Annotated in this window: 14 protein-coding genes; all 14 read left to right on the top strand. The window is 63.8% G+C overall.

Annotated features, from left to right (window positions below; translation table 11 throughout):
- The 14 genes from murD (at nucleotide 1) to NKJ09_RS14420 (ending at nucleotide 18,375) form a co-directional block, all read left to right on the top strand.
- On the top strand, nucleotides 1-1,401 hold the full coding sequence (murD, locus tag NKJ09_RS14485; protein ID WP_023721203.1) for a UDP-N-acetylmuramoyl-L-alanine--D-glutamate ligase: 1,401 nt from the start codon (nucleotides 1-3) through the stop codon (nucleotides 1,399-1,401).
- Nucleotides 1,401-2,552, top strand: a complete 1,152-nt coding sequence (gene ftsW, locus NKJ09_RS14480; RefSeq protein ID WP_023721202.1) for a putative lipid II flippase FtsW — start codon at nucleotides 1,401-1,403, stop codon at nucleotides 2,550-2,552. The genes murD and ftsW overlap by 1 nt, the downstream gene beginning before the upstream one ends.
- Nucleotide 2,553: 1 nt before the next feature.
- Nucleotides 2,554-3,678, top strand: a complete 1,125-nt coding sequence (gene murG, locus NKJ09_RS14475; RefSeq protein WP_023721201.1) for an undecaprenyldiphospho-muramoylpentapeptide beta-N-acetylglucosaminyltransferase — start codon at nucleotides 2,554-2,556, stop codon at nucleotides 3,676-3,678.
- A complete protein-coding gene (gene murC / locus NKJ09_RS14470) occupies nucleotides 3,678-5,084 on the top strand; it encodes a UDP-N-acetylmuramate--L-alanine ligase (RefSeq protein WP_023721200.1) in 1,407 nt (468 codons plus the stop codon). The genes murG and murC overlap by 1 nt, the downstream gene beginning before the upstream one ends.
- On the top strand, nucleotides 5,081-6,046 hold the full coding sequence (gene murB, locus NKJ09_RS14465) for a UDP-N-acetylmuramate dehydrogenase (protein WP_352762935.1): 966 nt from the start codon (nucleotides 5,081-5,083) through the stop codon (nucleotides 6,044-6,046). Before murC ends, murB begins: the two co-directional genes overlap by 4 nt.
- 314 nt (nucleotides 6,047-6,360) lie before the next feature.
- Nucleotides 6,361-7,287: a D-alanine--D-alanine ligase gene (locus NKJ09_RS14460; RefSeq protein WP_352495122.1), complete on the top strand. Its 927-nt coding sequence runs from the start codon at nucleotides 6,361-6,363 to the stop codon at nucleotides 7,285-7,287.
- Nucleotides 7,275-8,216 carry a cell division protein FtsQ/DivIB gene (locus NKJ09_RS14455; RefSeq protein ID WP_023721197.1) on the top strand — a complete coding sequence of 314 codons (942 nt, stop codon included), beginning with the start codon at nucleotides 7,275-7,277 and terminating at the stop codon, nucleotides 8,214-8,216. Before NKJ09_RS14460 ends, NKJ09_RS14455 begins: the two co-directional genes overlap by 13 nt.
- On the top strand, nucleotides 8,213-9,520 hold the full coding sequence (ftsA, locus tag NKJ09_RS14450; protein ID WP_023721196.1) for a cell division protein FtsA: 1,308 nt from the start codon (nucleotides 8,213-8,215) through the stop codon (nucleotides 9,518-9,520). The genes NKJ09_RS14455 and ftsA overlap by 4 nt, the downstream gene beginning before the upstream one ends.
- Before the next feature lie 67 nt (nucleotides 9,521-9,587).
- The gene (ftsZ, locus tag NKJ09_RS14445; protein WP_023721195.1) at nucleotides 9,588-11,258 is read left to right on the top strand and encodes a cell division protein FtsZ; all 1,671 of its coding nucleotides are present in this window, start codon (nucleotides 9,588-9,590) and stop codon (nucleotides 11,256-11,258) included.
- Nucleotides 11,259-11,537: 279 nt separating this feature from the next.
- Nucleotides 11,538-12,485 carry a UDP-3-O-acyl-N-acetylglucosamine deacetylase gene (gene lpxC, locus NKJ09_RS14440; protein ID WP_352481535.1) on the top strand — a complete coding sequence of 316 codons (948 nt, stop codon included), beginning with the start codon at nucleotides 11,538-11,540 and terminating at the stop codon, nucleotides 12,483-12,485.
- Nucleotides 12,486-12,689: 204 nt separating this feature from the next.
- Entirely contained in the window at nucleotides 12,690-13,559 is an 870-nt protein-coding gene (locus NKJ09_RS14435; RefSeq protein WP_352456160.1) for an outer membrane protein assembly factor BamD, read from the top strand.
- 13 nt (nucleotides 13,560-13,572) lie between these two features.
- Nucleotides 13,573-15,246, top strand: coding sequence for a DNA repair protein RecN (recN, locus tag NKJ09_RS14430; protein ID WP_352762933.1), 1,674 nt, complete (start codon nucleotides 13,573-13,575; stop codon nucleotides 15,244-15,246).
- Between the two features lie 229 nt (nucleotides 15,247-15,475).
- Complete coding sequence (gene ligA, locus NKJ09_RS14425) at nucleotides 15,476-17,683, top strand: NAD-dependent DNA ligase LigA (RefSeq protein WP_352495124.1); 2,208 nt, start codon at nucleotides 15,476-15,478, stop codon at nucleotides 17,681-17,683.
- Nucleotides 17,683-18,375, top strand: coding sequence for a DUF2461 domain-containing protein (locus NKJ09_RS14420; protein WP_023721190.1), 693 nt, complete (start codon nucleotides 17,683-17,685; stop codon nucleotides 18,373-18,375). Before ligA ends, NKJ09_RS14420 begins: the two co-directional genes overlap by 1 nt.

The following is an 18,375-nucleotide window of genomic DNA, read 5'->3' as shown; positions in this document are numbered from 1 at the left end:
TTGATCCCCGCCGCATCCTTTTCAGGCAAGCGCGTTTCGCTCTTCGGGCTCGGCGGCTCGGGGATTGCCACGGCGCGCGCGCTGATCGAGGGCGGCGCGGACGTCCTCGCCTGGGACGACAATCCCGACAGCGTTGCCAAGGCCGGCGCGGTCGGCATCGCCACCGCAGACCTGCGCGGCGCGGACTGGGCGAGGTTTTCCGCCTTCGTGCTGTCGCCCGGCGTGCCGCTGACGCATCCCAAGCCACACTGGACCGTCGAGCTCGCGCGGGGCTCAGGCGTGGAGATCATCGGCGATATCGAGCTTTTCTGCCGCGAGCGGACGGCGCGGGCGCCGGCAGCAGCCTTCATCGCCATCACCGGCACCAACGGCAAGTCGACGACCACGGCATTGACGGCGCACATCCTCAAATCGGCCGGGCGCGACACGCAGATGGGCGGCAATATCGGCCGCGCGGTGATGACGCTCGATCCGCCGCAGCCCGAGCGGCACTATGTGGTTGAGTGCTCGTCCTATCAGATCGATCTTGCCCCTTCGATCAATCCGACGGCCGGCATCCTGCTCAACCTGACGCCGGACCATCTCGATCGCCATGGCACGATGCAACACTACGCCTCGATCAAGGAGCGGCTGGTGGCCGGCAGCGAGACGGCAATCATCGGTGTCGACGATTCCTGGTGCGCCCAGATCGCCGACCGGCTGGAGCGAGCGGGCCGGCAGATCATTCGCATCTCCAAGCGCCTGCCGCTGACCGACGGCTATTTCGCCGAAGGCACCAATCTGATGGAAGCCGTGCACGGCCGCTACAGCCGGGTCGCCTTTCTCGAAGGCATCGGCTCGTTGCGCGGCCAGCACAACGCGCAGAATGCGCTGGCCGCCGCCGCCGCCTGCCTCAAGGTCGGGCTCGAGCTCGGCGAGATCCAATCCGGACTGGAGAGTTTCCCGGGGCTGGCGCACCGCATGGAGCAGGTCGGCCGCAAAGGGCATGTGCTGTTCGTCAACGATTCCAAGGCGACCAATGCCGATGCCGCGGCACCGGCGCTGTCGAGCTTTGCGCGTATCTACTGGATTGCCGGAGGTCTGCCGAAAGAGGGTGGCATCGAGCCGTTGCGCGGCTTCTTCCCGCGTATCGCCAAGGCCTATCTGATCGGCGAAGCCGCACCGGCCTTTTCGGCGACGCTGGGCGAAGCGGTGCCCTACGAGATATCAGGCACGTTGGCTGCGGCGGTCGAACACGCCGCCCGCGATGCGGCCAAGGATAGTAGCGGCGAGGCGGTGGTGCTGCTGTCGCCGGCCTGCGCCAGTTTCGACCAGTTCAAGAATTTCGAAGTCCGCGGTGAGGCGTTCAGGCAAGCCGCAACCGCCATTGATGGCGTGAAGCCCATCGGAGGGACACGATAATGCAAAGCCGTCTCGACAAAAGCCCCGTGGCGACCTGGTGGTGGACGATCGATCGCTGGTTCCTGGCGGCGTTCCTGTCGCTGATGGGCCTCGGCATCGTTTTGTCCTTCGCCGCAAGCCCGGCGGTGGCCGAACGCATCGGACTAGACAGTTTCCACTTCGCCACACGCCAGATCATCTTCACCATTCCGGCACTTGGAGTGATGCTTGCCGTCTCGTTCCTTGAATCCAGGCAGATCCGGCGCATGGCGCTGGTCATGCTGTGCATCACGCTGTTTTTGATGGTGGCGGTGCTCTATATCGGCGTCGAGGTGAAAGGCGCGCGGCGCTGGGTATCGCTTGCCGGCCTGTCGATACAGCCGTCCGAGTTCCTGAAACCGGGCTTCGTCATCATCTGCGCCTGGCTGTTCGCCGAGCACAAGCGCCAGCCCGACATTCCGGGCAATCTGTTCGCCATGTTGCTGCTTGCGCTGGTCATCTCGCTGCTAGTGGCGCAGCCTGACCTGGGGCAGACCATGCTGGTGCTCGGCACCTGGGGGGTGATGTTCTTCATGGCCGGGCTGCCGTGGCTGTGGATCGTCGCGCTGGGTGCTGCCGGCGTCGGCGGCGTGTTCGCCGCCTATGCGGTGTTCCCGCACGTTGCCGGCCGCATCGACCGCTTCATGACCGGCGAGGGCGACACGTTCCAGGTCGACATGGGCCGCGAGGCGCTGATCAATGGCGGCTGGTTCGGCGTCGGGCCGGGCGAGGGCACCGTCAAGCGGGTCATCCCCGACAGCCATGCCGATTTCGTCTTCTCGGTCGCTGGCGAGGAATTCGGGCTGATCATGTGTTTCTTCATCATGTCCATCTTCGGCTTCATCGTGCTGCGCGGCCTCAACACGGCACTCAAGGAGCAGGACGATTTCACGCGCTACGCGGTTGGCGGCCTGGTCACCGTCTTCGGCCTGCAGTCGGTCATCAACATGGCCGTCAATCTGCAACTGATGCCGGCCAAGGGCATGACGCTGCCGTTCATCTCCTATGGCGGTTCCTCCCAGATCGCGATCGCCATCTCGATGGGCATGGTGCTGGCGCTGACGCGCAAGCGCCCGGAAAAGCGCAAGCAGCTGGGCTTCATGCCGTCGCCGCGTGCGATGCCGGCGGAGTGAGATGGCGAAGGGGGTCATCCTTCTAGCTGCTGGCGGAACGGGCGGACATCTGTTCCCGGCCGAGGCGCTGGCACATGAGCTCAAGGCGCGCGGCTGGGCGGTACATCTGGCCACCGACGACCGCGCCGAGCGCTTTGCCGGGCAGTTCCCGGCGACCGCCATCCATCCGATCCAGTCGGCGACGATGGGCTCGAAGAATCCTTTTGCCATGCTCGCCGCGTTTTGGAAAATCTGGCGCGGGGTGCGGCAGGCGTCGGCCGTCATCGCCAGCATCAAGCCCGCCATCGTGGTCGGCTTCGGCGGCTATCCGACACTGCCGCCGCTTTACGCGGCGACCCGGCGCAAGGTGCCGACGCTGATCCACGAGCAGAATGCGGTGATGGGCCGCGCCAATCGGGCGCTCGCCGGCCGCGTCGACGCCGTTGCCGGCGGGTTCCTGCCGGAAGACATCAGTGCCACTGGCGCCAAGACGGTGACCACCGGCAATCCGGTCAGGCCGCAAGTGTTGGAAGCAGCGAATACACCCTATGCTGCATCGGCCGGCGAAGAGCCGTTCCGGTTTCTGGTGTTTGGCGGCAGCCAGGGCGCGCAGTTCTTTTCCGATGCGGTGCCGGCGGCGATCGCCCGGTTTTCCGATGCACAGCGTAGGCGACTGGCGATCACGCAGCAGGCCCGCGCCGACGATGTGGCGCGGGTGGAAGCCGCCTATGCCGCGCTTGGCATCGAGGCCGAGGTGTCGCCCTTCTTCACCGACATGGCGGCGCGGCTCGCGGCGGCGCATCTGGTGATGTCGCGCTCCGGCGCGTCGACCGTATCGGAAATCGCGGTGATCGGCAGGCCGGCGCTGCTGGTGCCTTATCCGCACGCGCTCGACCACGACCAGGCGGCGAATGCGGCCGCCCTTGCCGCAGCGGGTGGCGCCGAGGTGCATCCGCAATCCACGCTTTCGGCGGAGCGGATCGCTGCGCTTGTCGGCGGGCTAATGGATGATCCAGGCAGGGCGGCGACAATGGCTGCGGCGGCGAAATCGTCCGGTAAACCGGATGCCGCGCGGTTGCTCGCCGATCTGACAGAGGCTATTGCGTCCAGGAAATCCGTTTCGGAATTCAGGAAGGAGACGCATTGATGAAGATGCCACAGACGATCGGCCTCGTGCATTTCATCGGCATTGGCGGCATCGGCATGAGCGGCATCGCCGAGGTGCTGCACAATCTCGGCTACAAGGTGCAGGGATCCGATCAGGCCGACAGCGCCAATGTGCAGCGGCTGCGCGACAAGGGCATCGAATGCTTCGTCGGCCACCAGGCCGAGAACCTCGGCGAGGCCGAAGTGGTCGTCGTCTCCACCGCAATCAAGAAATCCAACCCGGAGCTGAAGGCGGCGAGAGAGAAGTTGCTGCCGATCGTGCGGCGCGCCGAAATGCTAGCCGAGCTGATGCGCTTCCGGCAGGCGGTCGCGATCGGCGGCACGCACGGCAAGACAACGACGACTTCGATGGTGGCGACGCTACTCGATGCCGGCGGGCTCGACCCGACGGTGATCAATGGCGGCATCATCAATGCCTATGGCACCAACGCCCGCATGGGCGACGGCGAATGGATGGTGGTCGAGGCCGACGAGAGCGACGGCACCTTCCTCAAGCTGCCGGCCGAGATTGCCGTCGTCACCAATATCGACCCCGAGCACCTCGACCATTACGGCTCCTTCGATAAAGTGCGCGAGGCGTTTCGCCAGTTCGTCGAGAATGTACCGTTCTACGGCTTCGGCGTGATGTGCACCGACCATCCCGAGGTGCAGGCGCTGGTCGGCCGCATCGAGGACCGGCGCGTCATCACCTATGGCGAAAATGCGCAGGCCGACGTGCGCTTCACCAATCACCGCATGGACGGCCCAACCTCGGAATTCGACGTGGTGATCCGCGACCGCAAGACGCACGGCCAGATAACGATTGCCGGTTTGCGGCTGCCGATGCCCGGACGCCACAACGTTTCCAATGCGACGGCGGCGATTGCCGTCGCGCATGAGCTCGGCCTTTCGGCCGAGGCGATCAAGAAGGGCCTGTCGTCCTTCGCCGGCGTCAAGCGGCGCTTCACCCATACCGGTTCGTGGAACGGTGTCGATGTGTTCGACGATTACGGTCATCATCCGGTCGAGATCACGGCGGTACTGAAGGCGGCGCGCAGCGCCACCAAGGGCCGCATCATCGCCGTTACCCAACCGCATCGCTTCACTCGGCTGCGCGATCTGTTCGACGAGTTTTCCGTCTGCTTCAACGACGCCGATACGGTAATGGTGGCGCCCGTCTATGCGGCCGGCGAGGAACCGATCGACGGCGTTACGTCCGACGCACTGGTGTCGCGCATCCGCTCCGGCGGCCATCGCGACGCACGCTACATCGAAGGTCCGGCGGCGATTGCGCCGATCGTGCGCGAGGTGGCGAAGCCGGGCGATTTCGTCGTCTTCCTCGGTGCTGGCAACATCACCCAATGGGCCTATGCGCTGCCCAAAGAACTCGGCGGGACTATCTCATGATGCGCGGCCAGGCGTTGATCGACAAGCTTGGCGACCGGCTTGCCGGACTGCGCGGCCGCATCACGCCCAATGCCGAGATGGACAAGATCACCTGGTTTCGAGCCGGCGGGCTCGCGGAGGCATTGTTCCAGCCGGCCGACGAGGACGATCTTGCCGCGTTCCTGAAGGCGGTGCCCGAGGAAATACCGCTGACTATCGTCGGCGTCGGCTCAAACCTGCTTGTCCGTGACGGCGGCATTGCGGGCTTCGTCATCCGGCTTTCGGCCAAAGGCTTTGGCGAGACCGAAGTGATAGCGCCGACCACGATCACGGCGGGGGCCGCGACACCCGACAAGCGCGTTGCGGCCGTTGCCTACGAGGCCGGCATCGGCGGCTTTCATTTCTACCACGGCATTCCCGGCGCCATCGGCGGAGCGCTGAGGATGAACGCCGGCGCCAACGGTGTCGAGACGCGCGAGCGCGTGGTCGAGGTGCGGGCGCTCGACCGCAAGGGCAATGTGCATGTGCTGAGCAACGCCGACATGGGCTATGCCTATCGCCATTCAGCTGCGCCGTCCGGGCTGATCTTCACGTCGGCGCTGTTCGAAGGCGTTCCGGAGGACAAGGCGGCGATCAAGGCCGCAATGGATGCTGTCCAGAACCATCGCGAGACCGTGCAGCCGATCCGCGAAAAGACCGGTGGCTCGACCTTCAAGAATCCCGAGGGCACCTCGGCCTGGAAGGAAATCGACAAGGCCGGCTGCCGCGGCCTGATGGTCGGCGGGGCACAGATGTCGCCGATGCATTGCAACTTCATGATCAACACCGGGACCGCCACAGGCTACGAGCTTGAATATCTCGGTGAGACGGTGCGTGCGCGCGTGCTCGAAAGATCGGGCATCCGGCTGCAGTGGGAGATCAAGCGCATCGGCAATTTTCGGCCGGGCCATGCCGTCCAGGAATTTCTCGGGCAGCTGCTTTAGCGCAAGCCGAAGACCGTTGCCTCCGGACCTCATGAATTCACATTTTGCTGCCGTTTTTGCGGAAAGTGAATCCATCGGAATCGTAAGCACTTGCCAGCGAATCAACTCTCTGATTCTCTGCCCTGAAGCGTTTCCTGATTTGAGTCGTTTCGACGCGTTACTCGCGTTTCCGTCTGGGGGGCAACCTGCCGGGAGACTCGGACTCAATGTTGCGGAAACACGGGAGCAAAGCTGCTCGGCGTATTTGAGTGCGCGCGATGCTTTTCGGGCCATGCACGATGGTGCAGGCCTGCTGTGAGAGGAAATGACGGGGAATGACAAGCAAGCACGTGGCCGTCCTTCTGGGGGGATTCTCGTCCGAGCGGCCCGTGTCCCTGTCGTCGGGCAAAGCCTGCGCCGATACACTCGAGGGGGAGGGCTACCAGGTCACCCGGGTCGACGTCTCGCGCGACATCAACTCGGTGCTCGCCGAGCTCAAGCCCGACGTCGTCTTCAACGCGCTGCACGGCCCCTTCGGCGAGGACGGCACCATCCAGGGCATCCTCGAGTATCTGGCCATTCCGTACACCCATTCCGGCGTGCTTGCCTCGGCGCTCGCGATGAACAAGGAACAGGCCAAGAAGGTCGCCAAAGCGGCCGGCATTCCGGTAGCGGAATCGAAGGTGGCCAATCGCTTCGCCATCCAGAACAAGCACCCGATGAAGCCGCCCTATGTGGTCAAGCCGGTCAACGAAGGATCGAGCTTCGGCGTCGTCATCGTGCATGAAGGCCAGTCGCATCCACCGCAGATCATCGGCTCGTCCGAGTGGAGATATGGCGATACGGTGATGGTCGAGCGTTATGTGCACGGGCGAGAATTGACGTGCGCGGTGATGGGCGATGTGGCGCTCGGTGTCTGCGAGATCATCCCGACCGGCCATTCCTTCTACGACTATGATTCAAAATACGTCGCGGGCGGATCAAAACACGAATGCCCGGCAAAACTTTCACCGAATATTTACCAAAAAATACAGACACTGACGCTCAAGGCTCACCAAGCTATCGGCTGTCGGGGCGTTTCCCGGTCGGACTTCCGTTATGACGATCGTCACTCCGAAAACGGTGAAATTGTCTGGCTCGAGGTCAACACCCAGCCGGGTATGACGCCGACGTCTTTGGTGCCGGAAATCGCCGCGCAAGCGGGACACTCGTTCGGCGATTTGTTGAGTTGGATGGTGGAGGACGCTTCGTGTCTGCGTTGAAGTGGGGACAGGGCAAGGGGAAGGGCGCGGCCGGGCCGGTGCTGTTCGGCATGCCGTTGTCGTTCGACCATTTCGTGCTGCCACGCCTGCTCCGCCGGCCGGTGCGTGTGCTGGCGCGCCTCGGCGAGGGCGATTTCGAAGCGCCGCCCTATTGCGCTGCCATCCTGTCGGCGGCACTGCTTATTTCGAGCAGCGCCTATGGCGCCTATCTCGGCGGGCATGCCGACGCCATCGTCCAGAGTGTCACCGCCCGCACCGGTTTTGCCGTCGACCAGGTCAAGGTCGTCGGCAACCGCGAAACCTCCGAGATCGATATTCTCGACAGGCTGGAACTCGACGGCTGGACCTCGCTGATCGGCTTCGATGCCGAAGCTGCGCGCGAACGCATCACCACGCTGCCCTGGGTCGAAGCCGCGGCAGTGCGCAAAGTCTACCCGCATACGCTGGAAGTGCGCGTCGAGGAGCGCGAGCCGTTCGCGCTGTGGCAGCAAGGGAGCGCGCTTTCGGTCATCGAGAAATCCGGCACCGTGATCGCGCCGTTCTCCGGCGGCAAGCAGATATTGCTGCCGCTGATCATCGGCACCGGCGCACCGGCCAAGGCGCCGGATTTCCTGGCCAGGATCAAGAATTATCCGGAGCTTGCCGCGCGGATCAAAGGCTATATCCGCATCGGCGAACGGCGCTGGGATCTCAAGCTTGAGAATGGCATCACCGTCAAGCTTCCCGAAGACGGTGAGGACCAGGCGATTGCCGACCTGGTCAGGATGGACCACGAGAACGGGCTTTTGACGCGCGACATCGCAGCCGTCGACATGCGCCTTTCCGACCGTCTGGTCGTCCAGTTGACGCCGGAAGCGGCGACGCAGCGCGAGGCTGCGCTTAACGAAAAGCCCAAGATGCTGAAGCGCAAGCCGGAGACGAAGATATGAGCTGGCTTGGCGGCAACAGCGATGCCTCGTCGCGCCGGTCCGGCATCCTGACGGTGCTGGATGTCGGTTCCAGCAAGGTCTGCTGCGTGGTGGCCAAGCTCAAGCCGCGCGACGATGGCAAGCTGCTGCGCGGACGCTCGCATCGCATCCAGGTGATCGGCATCGGCCACCAGAAATCGCAAGGCGTGAAATCGGGCGTCGTCATCGATCTCGACCGTGCCGAGCACGCCATCCGTCTTGCCGTCGACGCCGCCGAACGCATGGCGGGACTGACGGTCGATTCGCTGATCGTCAACATGACCGCCGGCCGGCTGAAGAGCGAGGCTTTTTCGGCCACCATCAATCTCGGCGGTCATGAAGCAGACGAGGCCGACATCAAACGCGTGCTTGCCGCCGGCGCCAAGCAGGCGCTGCGGGCTGAGCGCGAGGTGATCCATTCGCTTCCCGTGGCCTTTTCGCTGGATGCCGAGCGCGGTGTGCGCGATCCGCGCGGCATGGTTGGCGACCAGCTTGGCGTCGACATGCACGTGCTGACAGGCGACGCGGCGCCTCTGCGCAATCTGGAGCTCTGCATCAACCGCTCGCATCTCTCGGTCGAGCGCATGGTGGCGACACCCTATGCCAGCGGGCTAGCCGCCCTGGTCGACGACGAGCTCGAAATGGGCGCGGCCTGCATCGACATGGGCGGCGGCACGACGACGATCTCGGTATTTTCGGAAGGCAAGTTCGTCCACGGCGACGCCATCGCGATTGGCGGCAACCACGTCACGCTGGATATGGCCAAGGGCCTGTCGACCTCGCTCGATGCCGCTGAAAGGCTGAAAGTGATGCATGGCTCGGCGCTGCCAGGAAGCGCCGACGACCGCGACCTGGTCTCGATCCATCCGATCGGCGAAGACGGCGAGGTGCCGTTGCAGATCCCGCGCTCGGTGATGACGCGCATCATCCGCGCCCGCATCGACGAGACGCTGGAACTGCTGCGCGACCGGCTGAACAAGTCCGGCTACGGCAATGCCGTCGGCAAGCGGGTGGTGCTGACCGGCGGCGCCAGCCAGCTTGCCGGCCTGCCCGAAGCCGCACGCCGCATTCTCGGCCGCAATGTGCGCATTGGCCGCCCGCTCGGCGTGGCAGGCCTGCCCGAGGCGGCCAAGGGGCCGGCTTTCTCGACCCCGGTCGGACTTCTGATCTACCCGCAGATGGCGAGCTTCGAGAGCCGCCCGGCGAAGGGAATTTCCGGTCTTCGGATGACCGGAACAGGCGGAAAACTGCATCGAATGAGTCAGTGGTTGAGAGACAGTTTTTAATTTGACGGGGACAGCCCCATAGGCGGCCGCGGCGGCGAAGCGGCGGGAAAGGCAAAGGACGAAGACAATGACCATCAATCTGCAGAAGCCGGACATCACCGAGCTCAAGCCGCGCATCACCGTGTTTGGTGTCGGCGGCGGCGGCGGCAATGCCGTCAACAACATGATCACCGCCGGCTTGCGCGGCGTCGAGTTCGTGGTGGCCAACACCGACGCGCAGGCACTGACGATGTCGAAGGCCGAGCGGCTGATCCAGCTCGGTGCGCATGTCACCGAGGGTCTCGGCGCCGGATCGCAGCCTGAAGTCGGGCGCGCGGCGGCGGAAGAGTGCATCGACGAGATCATCGATCATCTCTCGAACACGCATATGTGCTTCGTTACCGCCGGCATGGGCGGCGGCACCGGCACCGGGGCGGCGCCCGTGGTCGCGCGCGCTGCCCGCGAAAAGGGCATCCTTACCGTCGGCGTCGTCACCAAGCCGTTCCACTTCGAAGGCCAGCGCCGCATGAAGACGGCCGACATGGGTATCGAGGAACTGCAGAAATGTGTCGATACGCTGATCGTCATTCCCAACCAGAACCTGTTCCGGCTGGCCAATGACAAGACGACCTTCGCCGACGCCTTCGCCATGGCCGACCAGGTGCTCTATTCGGGTGTCGCCTGCATCACCGACCTGATGGTCAAGGAAGGCCTGATCAATCTCGACTTCGCCGACGTCCGCTCGGTCATGCGCGAAATGGGCAAGGCGATGATGGGAACCGGCGAGGCTTCGGGCGAGGGCCGCGCAATGGCCGCCGCGGAAGCCGCCATCGCCAACCCGCTGCTCGACGAGACCTCGATGAAGGGCGCCAAGGGCCTGCTGATCTCGATCACCGGCGGCCGCGACCTGACACTGTTCGAAGTCGACGAGGCCGCAACCCGCATTCGCGAAGAGGTCGACCAGGACGCCAACATCATTCTGGGCGCCACCTTCGATGAGGAACTCGAAGGCGTTATCCGCGTGTCGGTGGTCGCCACCGGCATCGACAAATCGGCGGCCGAAATCGCTGCAGCGCCGATCGCCATCCGCACGGCTCCGCCGAAGCCGGTCAGCCGCCCGGCGGCTCAGGTCACGGAAATGCGCCCGGCGCCTGTCCAGCAGCCGATCTATGAACCACGTGCTGCCGATCCGGTCGCCGAGGCCATTCAGCTCGCCGAGGCGAATGCGGCAGCGATGGCGCAGGCCCGCCCGGCACCGGTCGCGCATTCGGAAGACTTCCGTCCGCAGAGCAAGATCTTCCAGGCGCCTCCCGCTCAGCCGCAGCCGATGATGCAGCCAGTGGTTCAGCAAGCGATGCAGCCGGCTCCGCATCGTGAAATGCCGCAGCCGATTGCCGCGGCACCCCAGCGCATGCCGCGGGTAGAGGATTTCCCGCCGCAGGTGAAGGCTGAAGTGGAAGCCAAGGCCCGCCCGGCCGACCACGAGAACAGCGGCCCGATGGGCTTGCTCAAGCGCCTGACCAACGGCCTAACCCGCCGCGAAGAGGAACCTGCACGGCTGCAGCCGGCGCAGCCGCGCGAACCGAAACTGCGCCAGGCGCCGGCGGAAGTGCGCCGCCTAGCCAGCCAGGATCCGCAGCTTTACGCGCCGCGCCGCGGCCAGCTGGACGAGCAGGGCCGACTGACGCCGCAGAGCCGGGCTGTCCAGGAAGACGATCAGCTGGAGATTCCCGCCTTCCTGCGCCGGCAGGCCAATTGATCTGTTGACGGTTCGTAACAGTTGTTAACAGGCGAGCAGGAAACTGTTCGCCTGTTAATATTAAAAGCGATTTTAAAACAAGGACTTATGGGGCAATCCCGCGCTGGACCGCAGTTACAAAGAGTAAGAAACCGTGATTTGGAGTCTCCCTGTGGGACCATTATCTTCGCCACCGACCAAAGTCGGTTTGCTGGGAGTCTCGGGGAAGTGGCCCTGCCTGCCGATCAATCAAGAGCCGCGCCCTCAGGGCAGATGAAGCGGACCTAGGCAGTACGGGCTATGGGGATTGTTTTGCACGACTATCAGACGACACTTAAATCGCGTGCGACGCTGACTGGTATCGGCGTCCATAGCGGCAATCCGGTCACCGTCCATTTCCTGCCGGCAGATGCCGATACGGGTATCGTCTTCCAGCTTTCGAATGCAAGCGGAAGCCACGAATTTCGCGCGCTCGTTTCCGAGGTCGGTGCCACCGACCTCTGCACCATGCTTGGCGATCCGCAAGGCGAGCACATTGCCACGGTCGAGCATCTGATGGCGACGCTCTTTGGGCTTGGGATCGACAATCTCGTCATTGAAATCGACGGCCGTGAGGTGCCTATCCTCGACGGCAGCGCGGTCATGTTCATCGAGGCCATGGACCAGGCAGGCATCGAAACGCTGCCGGTCAAGCGTCGCTACATCAGGGTGGTCAAGCCGGTTCGCATCGAGAACGGCGCCTGCTGGGCGGAGTTCAGGCCCTATGATGGCACGCGCTTCGAGATCGAGATCGATTTCGAAAGCCCGGCGATCGGCCGCCAGCTTTTCGCATCCGATATGAATGCCGACATTTTCCGCCGCGACGTCGCGCGGGCCCGCACTTTCGGGTTCATGAAGGACGTCGAGCGGCTATGGGCAGCTGGCTACGCGCTCGGCTCCTCGCTGGAGAACTCGCTGGTGATCGGCGATGACAACCGCGTGATCAACATGGGAGGCCTGCGCTATCCCAACGAGTTCGCGCGGCACAAGACGATGGATGCAATGGGCGACCTGGCGCTCGCCGGTGCCCGGTTTATCGGCTGCTTCCGCTCCTATCGTGGTGGCCACAGGCTGAACGCCGCGGCGCTGCGCCGTCTCTTGTCCGACCGTTCGGCTTTCGAGATCGTCGAGACGACGCGCCGCGAGCGCGGCCGTGCCGCCGAGATGAGCGCTGTCAATGCCCCCCTCTTTGCGCCCTGGATGATCTGATTCTTAACGTTTTTGCGGCTCTTATTGCGATCAGCTGTGTTGCAAGGATGCATCACTGGCCGGCCAAATCGCACAGCTTTCCAGGTGGCGCCAAACCGCCACAAAAATGTGCGATTGGCCGGGGATAGCGTTGCCGGGCAAGGCGGTTATGGTTTATGGCTGCTGCCGTCGACTGAAATGACGCCGAAAGGGCGGAATCCAATCATGTTTTTCAAGCGAGTTGGTCAATCGAAGGCGCCGCGGCGGGCTGTTTTCCTGGCGCTTTCGGTCGTCGTTCCATCGCTGTTTCTGTCGGCCTGCATGTCGTCCGAGAAGGACGTCGATCTATCGACCTATGTCGATCAGACCGAGCCGGCCGACGTGCTCTATAATCAGGGTCTCGCCAATCTGAATGCCGGGCGCCTGCAGGAGGCAAGCCGCAAATTCGATGCCGTCGACCGCCAGCATCCGTATTCGGAATTCGCCCGCAAATCGATGGTGATGGGCGCCTTTGCCGACTACCGTCAGGGCAATTACGACGAGGCGATCGGTTCGGCCAAGCGCTACCTGACCCTTTACCCGTCGACCGACGATGCAGCCTATGCCCAATATATTATCGGGCTGAGCTACTACCGCCAGATCAAGGACGTCACCCAGGACCAGAAGGAAGCGCGTCTTACCGTGCAGACGATGCAGGACCTGGTGACGCGCTGGCCCACGTCCGAATATGCCGACGACGCCAAGGAGAAGATCCGCTTCGCCAACGATCAGCTCGCCGGCAAAGAGATGCAGATCGGCCGCTATTATCTCGAGCGCCGCGAGTACATCGCAGCCGTCAAACGATTCCGCAACGTGGTGGAGAACTATTCCAACACACGCCATGTCGAGGAGGCGCTGGCGCGTCTGACCGAGAGCTACTACGCGATGGGGCTGACGTCGGAAGCGCAGACCGCCGCGGCCGTGCTCGGCACCAACTATCCCGACAGCCAGTGGTACAAGGACTCCTATAAGCTCCTGCAGAGTGGTGGGCTCGAGCCGCGCGAGAATGCCGGATCGTGGATCTCCAAGGCCGGGAAGCTGATCACCGGCGCCTGAGCGGCGCGTCACCATGCTCTCCAGGCTGTCGATCCGCGATATCGTTCTGATCGAGAAGCTGGACATCGACTTCTCGTCCGGCCTTTCGGTGCTGACCGGCGAAACCGGCGCCGGAAAGTCCATCCTGCTCGACGCCTTGTCGCTGGCGCTTGGCGCCCGCGGCGACGCCTCGCTGGTGCGGCATGGCGCGGCACAAGGCCAGGTCATCGCTGTGTTCGACGTGCCGCGCAACCACCCGGCCCGTATGCTGCTCGCCGAGAACGCCATCGAGGACGACGGCGACATCATCCTGCGCCGCGTCCAGACGGCGGACGGCCGCACGCGCGTTTTCGTCAACGACCAGCCGTCCAGCGTGACGCTGATGCGCGACGTCGGCCATGCGCTGGTCGAGATCCACGGCCAGCACGACGAGCGCGCTTTGGTCGATCCCGGTGCGCATCGGGAATTGCTGGACAGCTTCGGCGGTCATCTGGGCGCCGCGCGTGCAACAGGCGAGGCGTGGCGGCACTGGCGCGCCTGCGAGCAGGAATTTTCACGGCACCGGGCCAAAGTCGAGGCGGCTTCCCGCGAGGCCGATTATCTGCGTGCGGCGGTCGCCGAATTGACCAGGCTCGATCCGCAACCGGGTGAAGAGACCGAGCTCGCCGAACTGCGCGCCTCGATGATGCGTGCCGAAAAGATCGCCTCGGAAATCCACGATGCGCAGGATGTGCTCTCGGGCCCGTCCTCACCCTTGCCGCAGTTGGCCAGCCTGCTCAGGCGGCTGCAGCGCAAGGTGACGGAAGCGCCCGGCTTGCTTGAAGAGGTCGTCAAATCGCTCGACGAGGCGATGCTGTCGCTCGACGCGGCGCAGTCGGGCGTAGAAGCAGCACTTCGCGCCACTGAATATGATCCGCAGCGGCTGGAGAAGACCGAGGAGCGGCTGTTTGCGCTGCGTGCCGCCTCGCGCAAGCACAGCGTCGCTGTCGACGATCTGGCGCAACTGCGCGACACCATGGCGGCCGACCTTACCGATCTCGACGCTGGCGAAGAGCGCCTGCATGCGCTGGAGAGACAGGCTGCAGCTGCGCGTCAGGCCTATGACATTACGGCGGCCCAGCTGTCGTCGCTTCGCCATGCGGCGGCCGCAGGGCTGACCAAGGCGGTAATGGCCGAACTGCCGGCGCTGAAGCTCGAACGGGCTGAGTTCATCGTCGAGATCGCAAGCGATGCCGGGAGCCGCATGGAAGAAGGCATCGACCAGGTCGAGTTCTGGGTGCGCACCAACCCCGGCACCCGGCCCGGCCCAATGATGAAGGTCGCTTCCGGCGGCGAGCTTTCGCGCTTTCTGCTGGCACTCAAGGTGGCGCTGGCCGATCGCGGCTCGGCGCCGACCCTGGTCTTCGACGAAATCGACACCGGGGTAGGCGGCGCGGTTGCCGACGCCATCGGCCAGCGGCTGGCGCGGCTGGCAAAGCGCGTGCAGGTGCTTTCGGTCACGCACGCGCCGCAAGTGGCGGCGCGCGCCGCGACGCATTTCCTGATCTCCAAGTCAGGCGGGGCCGACCGGGTGTCGACCGGCATCGCCGAGATGGACCGGGCGGCGCGGCAGGAGGAGATCGCGCGCATGCTCGCCGGCGCCACCATCACCGACGAGGCGCGCGCGGCGGCCGAGCGCTTGCTGCGGGAGAACATCGCGGCAGCGTAGAGCGGTTCATCACGCCGAACCGCTCTACCTCTTTGTTTTGCGCAATTCCGGACGGAAAACCGTTTCACACTTTTCCTGGAATTGCTCTAGACGAGTTCGTTTCCGGCGCTCGTGACCTGAGTCAGGGTCTGGCTCCATCCTGCTGTTCAGGAATGATTTCCGTGTCTGATCTCTCCCTCATGAGAGAATCCTGTTCTATTGTGTCGCGCCACCGTGGAGGGAGCAGTGTATGGACGAAAAACCAGTCGATTCGCTCAGCGAAAGCGAGGCGGCAAGCGAGTTGAAGCGGTTGGCGCAGGAGATCGCCGAGCACGACCGGCGCTACCATGGCGAGGACGCGCCGATAATCACGGACGCGGAATATGACGCGCTGACGCGGCGCAATCTCGCCATCGAACAGCGCTTCCCTGCTTTGCTGCGTGAGGATTCCCCCTCACGCAGGGTCGGCGCGCCACCGGCGGAAGGCTTTGCCAAGGTGCGTCATGCGGTGCCGATGCTCAGCCTCGCCAAGGCCTATACCGACCAGGATGTCGCCGATTTCATCGTACGTGGCCGGCGGTTCTTTGATCGCGACAAGGATCTGGACATCGCCTTCACGGCTGAGCCGAAGATCGACGGGCTGTCGGCTTCGCTGCGTTATGAAGGTGGTGTGTTCGTGCAGGGGGCAACGCGCGGCGACGGCGCCGTTGGCGAGGACATCACCGCCAATCTGAGGACCATCGCCGACATTCCCAAGACCTTGAAGGGATCGGGCTGGCCCGAGGTCATCGAAATACGCGGTGAGGTCTATATGACCTATGCGGAATTCGAGGCGTTGAAGCAGCGCTCGGCGGCGATCGGCGGCCAGGATTACCTCAATCCGCGCAATACCGCGGCCGGGTCGCTCCGTCAGAAGGACCCGTCTATTACCGCCAGCCGCAACCTCAAGTTCTTTGCCTACGCCTGGGGCTTTACCACAAAGGATCCGGCTCCGACCCAGTACGATTCCGTGCAGAAATTCGCGGAGTGGGGGTTCAAGGTCAGCCCGCTGATGGTCCGGGCAAGATCGGTCGAGGAACTGGTCGCGCATTATCACCTGATCGAGACCCAGCGCTCATCACTGGGCTACGACATCGACGGCGTCGTCTACAAGGTCGACCAGCTGGAATTGCAGCGCAGATGGGGTTTCGTCACTGGCGAACCGCGCTGGGCCATCGCCCACAAATTTCCGGCCGAACAGGCGATGACAACCGTGCTCAGGATCGACATTCAGGTGGGCCGTACCGGTACGCTGGCGCCCGTTGCCCGGCTTGCACCCGTCACGGTCGGCGGCGTAGTGGTCGAAAACGTCACGCTTCACAACGAAGATTACATCAAGGGTCTGGACAGCAACGGCCAGCCGATCCGCGACGGCTATGACGTGCGTATCGGCGACACAGTGGTCATCCAGCGGGCAGGGGACGTCATTCCGCAGATCGTCAGCGTCGTAGCCGATAAGCGTCCGCCAGATGCCGTGCCCTACGAATTCCCGCACAAATGTCCGATCTGCGGCTCACCCGCAACGCGCGAGATCAACGAGAAGACCGGCAAGGAGGATTCCCGCCGCCGCTGCACCGGCGAACTGATCTGCCCTGCGCAGGCCGTGGAAGGATTGCGCCATTTCGTGTCACGCGGCGCCATGGATATCGAAGGCCTGGGCGCTGAAAACATAGATCTGTTCTTCAACGCCGGGTTGATCAAGACAGCCGCCGATATCTTTACGCTCAGGGATCGTCGTCCCGCCGTTACCAAGGCGCTGGCCGAGCGGCGGGAAGAGCAGGCCAGGCAGCGTGAGGCCGCGTCGGGCAAGACGCGCAAGAATGTACGCAGTGTCGAGGAACGCAACTACGACGGCCTCGACAAGCTCTTCGCTGCCATCGACGCTCGCCGCGAACCGGAACTCGATCGCTTCATCTTTGCGCTGGGCATCCGCCATATCGGCGAAACGACGGCCGCTGTGCTTGCCCGAACCTTCTCGACGATCGAGGAGTTGATCCGCATTGGCAAGGAGACAGCAGCGGCAGCCGATCCACACACCGTTTTTCCTTCGATCAACGGCATCGGCGATACGGTGATAGGTGCGCTTCGCGATTTCTTCGGCAATGAACGCAACGACGCCGTGCTTGAAGCGCTGCTCACACAGGTCCACCCGAAGCCATACATCGTGAACGTCTCAGCCGATAGTGCGGTCGCCGGCAAGACAATCGTGTTTACAGGCACGCTGGAAAAGATGACGCGCCCCGAGGCCAAGGCGATGGCCGAACGTCTCGGCGCGAAGGTCGCCGGCTCGGTTTCTGCGAAGACCGATCTCCTGGTAGCGGGGCCGGGCGCCGGTTCCAAGCTGAAGGACGCGACCAAATTCGGCATCGAGGTGATCGACGAGGACACCTGGTTGCAGCGGATCGGCAAGGGCGCGTGATGGCGGCTGCGTTCAACGGTTTTGGGCAAAAGGCCATTCCCTTCCTCAAGGCGCTGGATTTTCATCAGAGCCGGGAGTGGTTTTTGGAAAACCGCGACCTTTTCGAACGGGATCTGCGCGACCCCTTCGGCGATCTGGTCGAAACGCTCTCCGAGCGCTTCACGGCCGCGGGGCTCGGCCTGCGCGGCGACCGCAAGAAGTCGCTGTTCCGGATTAATCGCGATGTGCGTTTCGCCAAGGACAAACGGCCTTATAACCGGCATTTGTCGGCGATCCTTTCGCCTGACGGCACCAAGATGGAACAGGGCGTGTTTTACGTCCATATCGGGCTCGATCGCTGCTTTGCCGCCGTTGCCTGGTGGCAGCCCGGACCGGAGCTATTGCTGGCGCTGCGCAACGCGATCGCGAAGCGGCCGGCTGAATTCCGCACCCTCGTCGCGGCGCTGAAGAAGAACGGCCTCGAGCTCGACCCGGACGGCTGCATGAAGCGCACGCCGCGCGGCTTCGAGCATATCGCCGAGCCCGATCTCGCTGCCGCGATCCGCAATCGGCATTTTGCCGTCCGGCACGCAGTCGAGCCGGCGGATATTTATGGAGCTGGATTGGTCGACGAACTCGTCGACTTCGTCATGCGGGCAAAACCGCTGCTCGACTGGGGCAGGGCGATCGAAGGCAAGGCTTCGCCGCGCTAG

The sequence above is a fragment of the Mesorhizobium sp. M0189 genome, from assembly GCF_040322135.1.
GTDB lineage: Bacteria > Pseudomonadota > Alphaproteobacteria > Rhizobiales > Rhizobiaceae > Mesorhizobium.
Note: the sequence above shows the minus strand (reverse complement) of the source record. Positions and strands in the feature narration are given on the sequence as shown.

What these genes read in the sequence shown, in the direction of transcription:
- ftsA (WP_023721196.1), top strand. Translation starts at nt 8,213, where the DNA reads ATGAGCTGGCTTGGCGGCAACAGCGATGCCTCGTCGCGCCGGTCCGGC.
- NKJ09_RS14420 (WP_023721190.1), top strand. Translation starts at nt 17,683, where the DNA reads ATGGCGGCTGCGTTCAACGGTTTTGGGCAAAAGGCCATTCCCTTCCTC.
- murG (WP_023721201.1), top strand. Translation starts at nt 2,554, where the DNA reads ATGGCGAAGGGGGTCATCCTTCTAGCTGCTGGCGGAACGGGCGGACAT.
- murC (WP_023721200.1), top strand. Translation starts at nt 3,678, where the DNA reads ATGAAGATGCCACAGACGATCGGCCTCGTGCATTTCATCGGCATTGGC.
- NKJ09_RS14435 (WP_352456160.1), top strand. Translation starts at nt 12,690, where the DNA reads ATGTTTTTCAAGCGAGTTGGTCAATCGAAGGCGCCGCGGCGGGCTGTT.
- ftsW (WP_023721202.1), top strand. Translation starts at nt 1,401, where the DNA reads ATGCAAAGCCGTCTCGACAAAAGCCCCGTGGCGACCTGGTGGTGGACG.
- murB (WP_352762935.1), top strand. Translation starts at nt 5,081, where the DNA reads ATGATGCGCGGCCAGGCGTTGATCGACAAGCTTGGCGACCGGCTTGCC.
- ftsZ (WP_023721195.1), top strand. Translation starts at nt 9,588, where the DNA reads ATGACCATCAATCTGCAGAAGCCGGACATCACCGAGCTCAAGCCGCGC.
- recN (WP_352762933.1), top strand. Translation starts at nt 13,573, where the DNA reads ATGCTCTCCAGGCTGTCGATCCGCGATATCGTTCTGATCGAGAAGCTG.
- NKJ09_RS14460 (WP_352495122.1), top strand. Translation starts at nt 6,361, where the DNA reads ATGACAAGCAAGCACGTGGCCGTCCTTCTGGGGGGATTCTCGTCCGAG.
- ligA (WP_352495124.1), top strand. Translation starts at nt 15,476, where the DNA reads ATGGACGAAAAACCAGTCGATTCGCTCAGCGAAAGCGAGGCGGCAAGC.
- lpxC (WP_352481535.1), top strand. Translation starts at nt 11,538, where the DNA reads ATGGGGATTGTTTTGCACGACTATCAGACGACACTTAAATCGCGTGCG.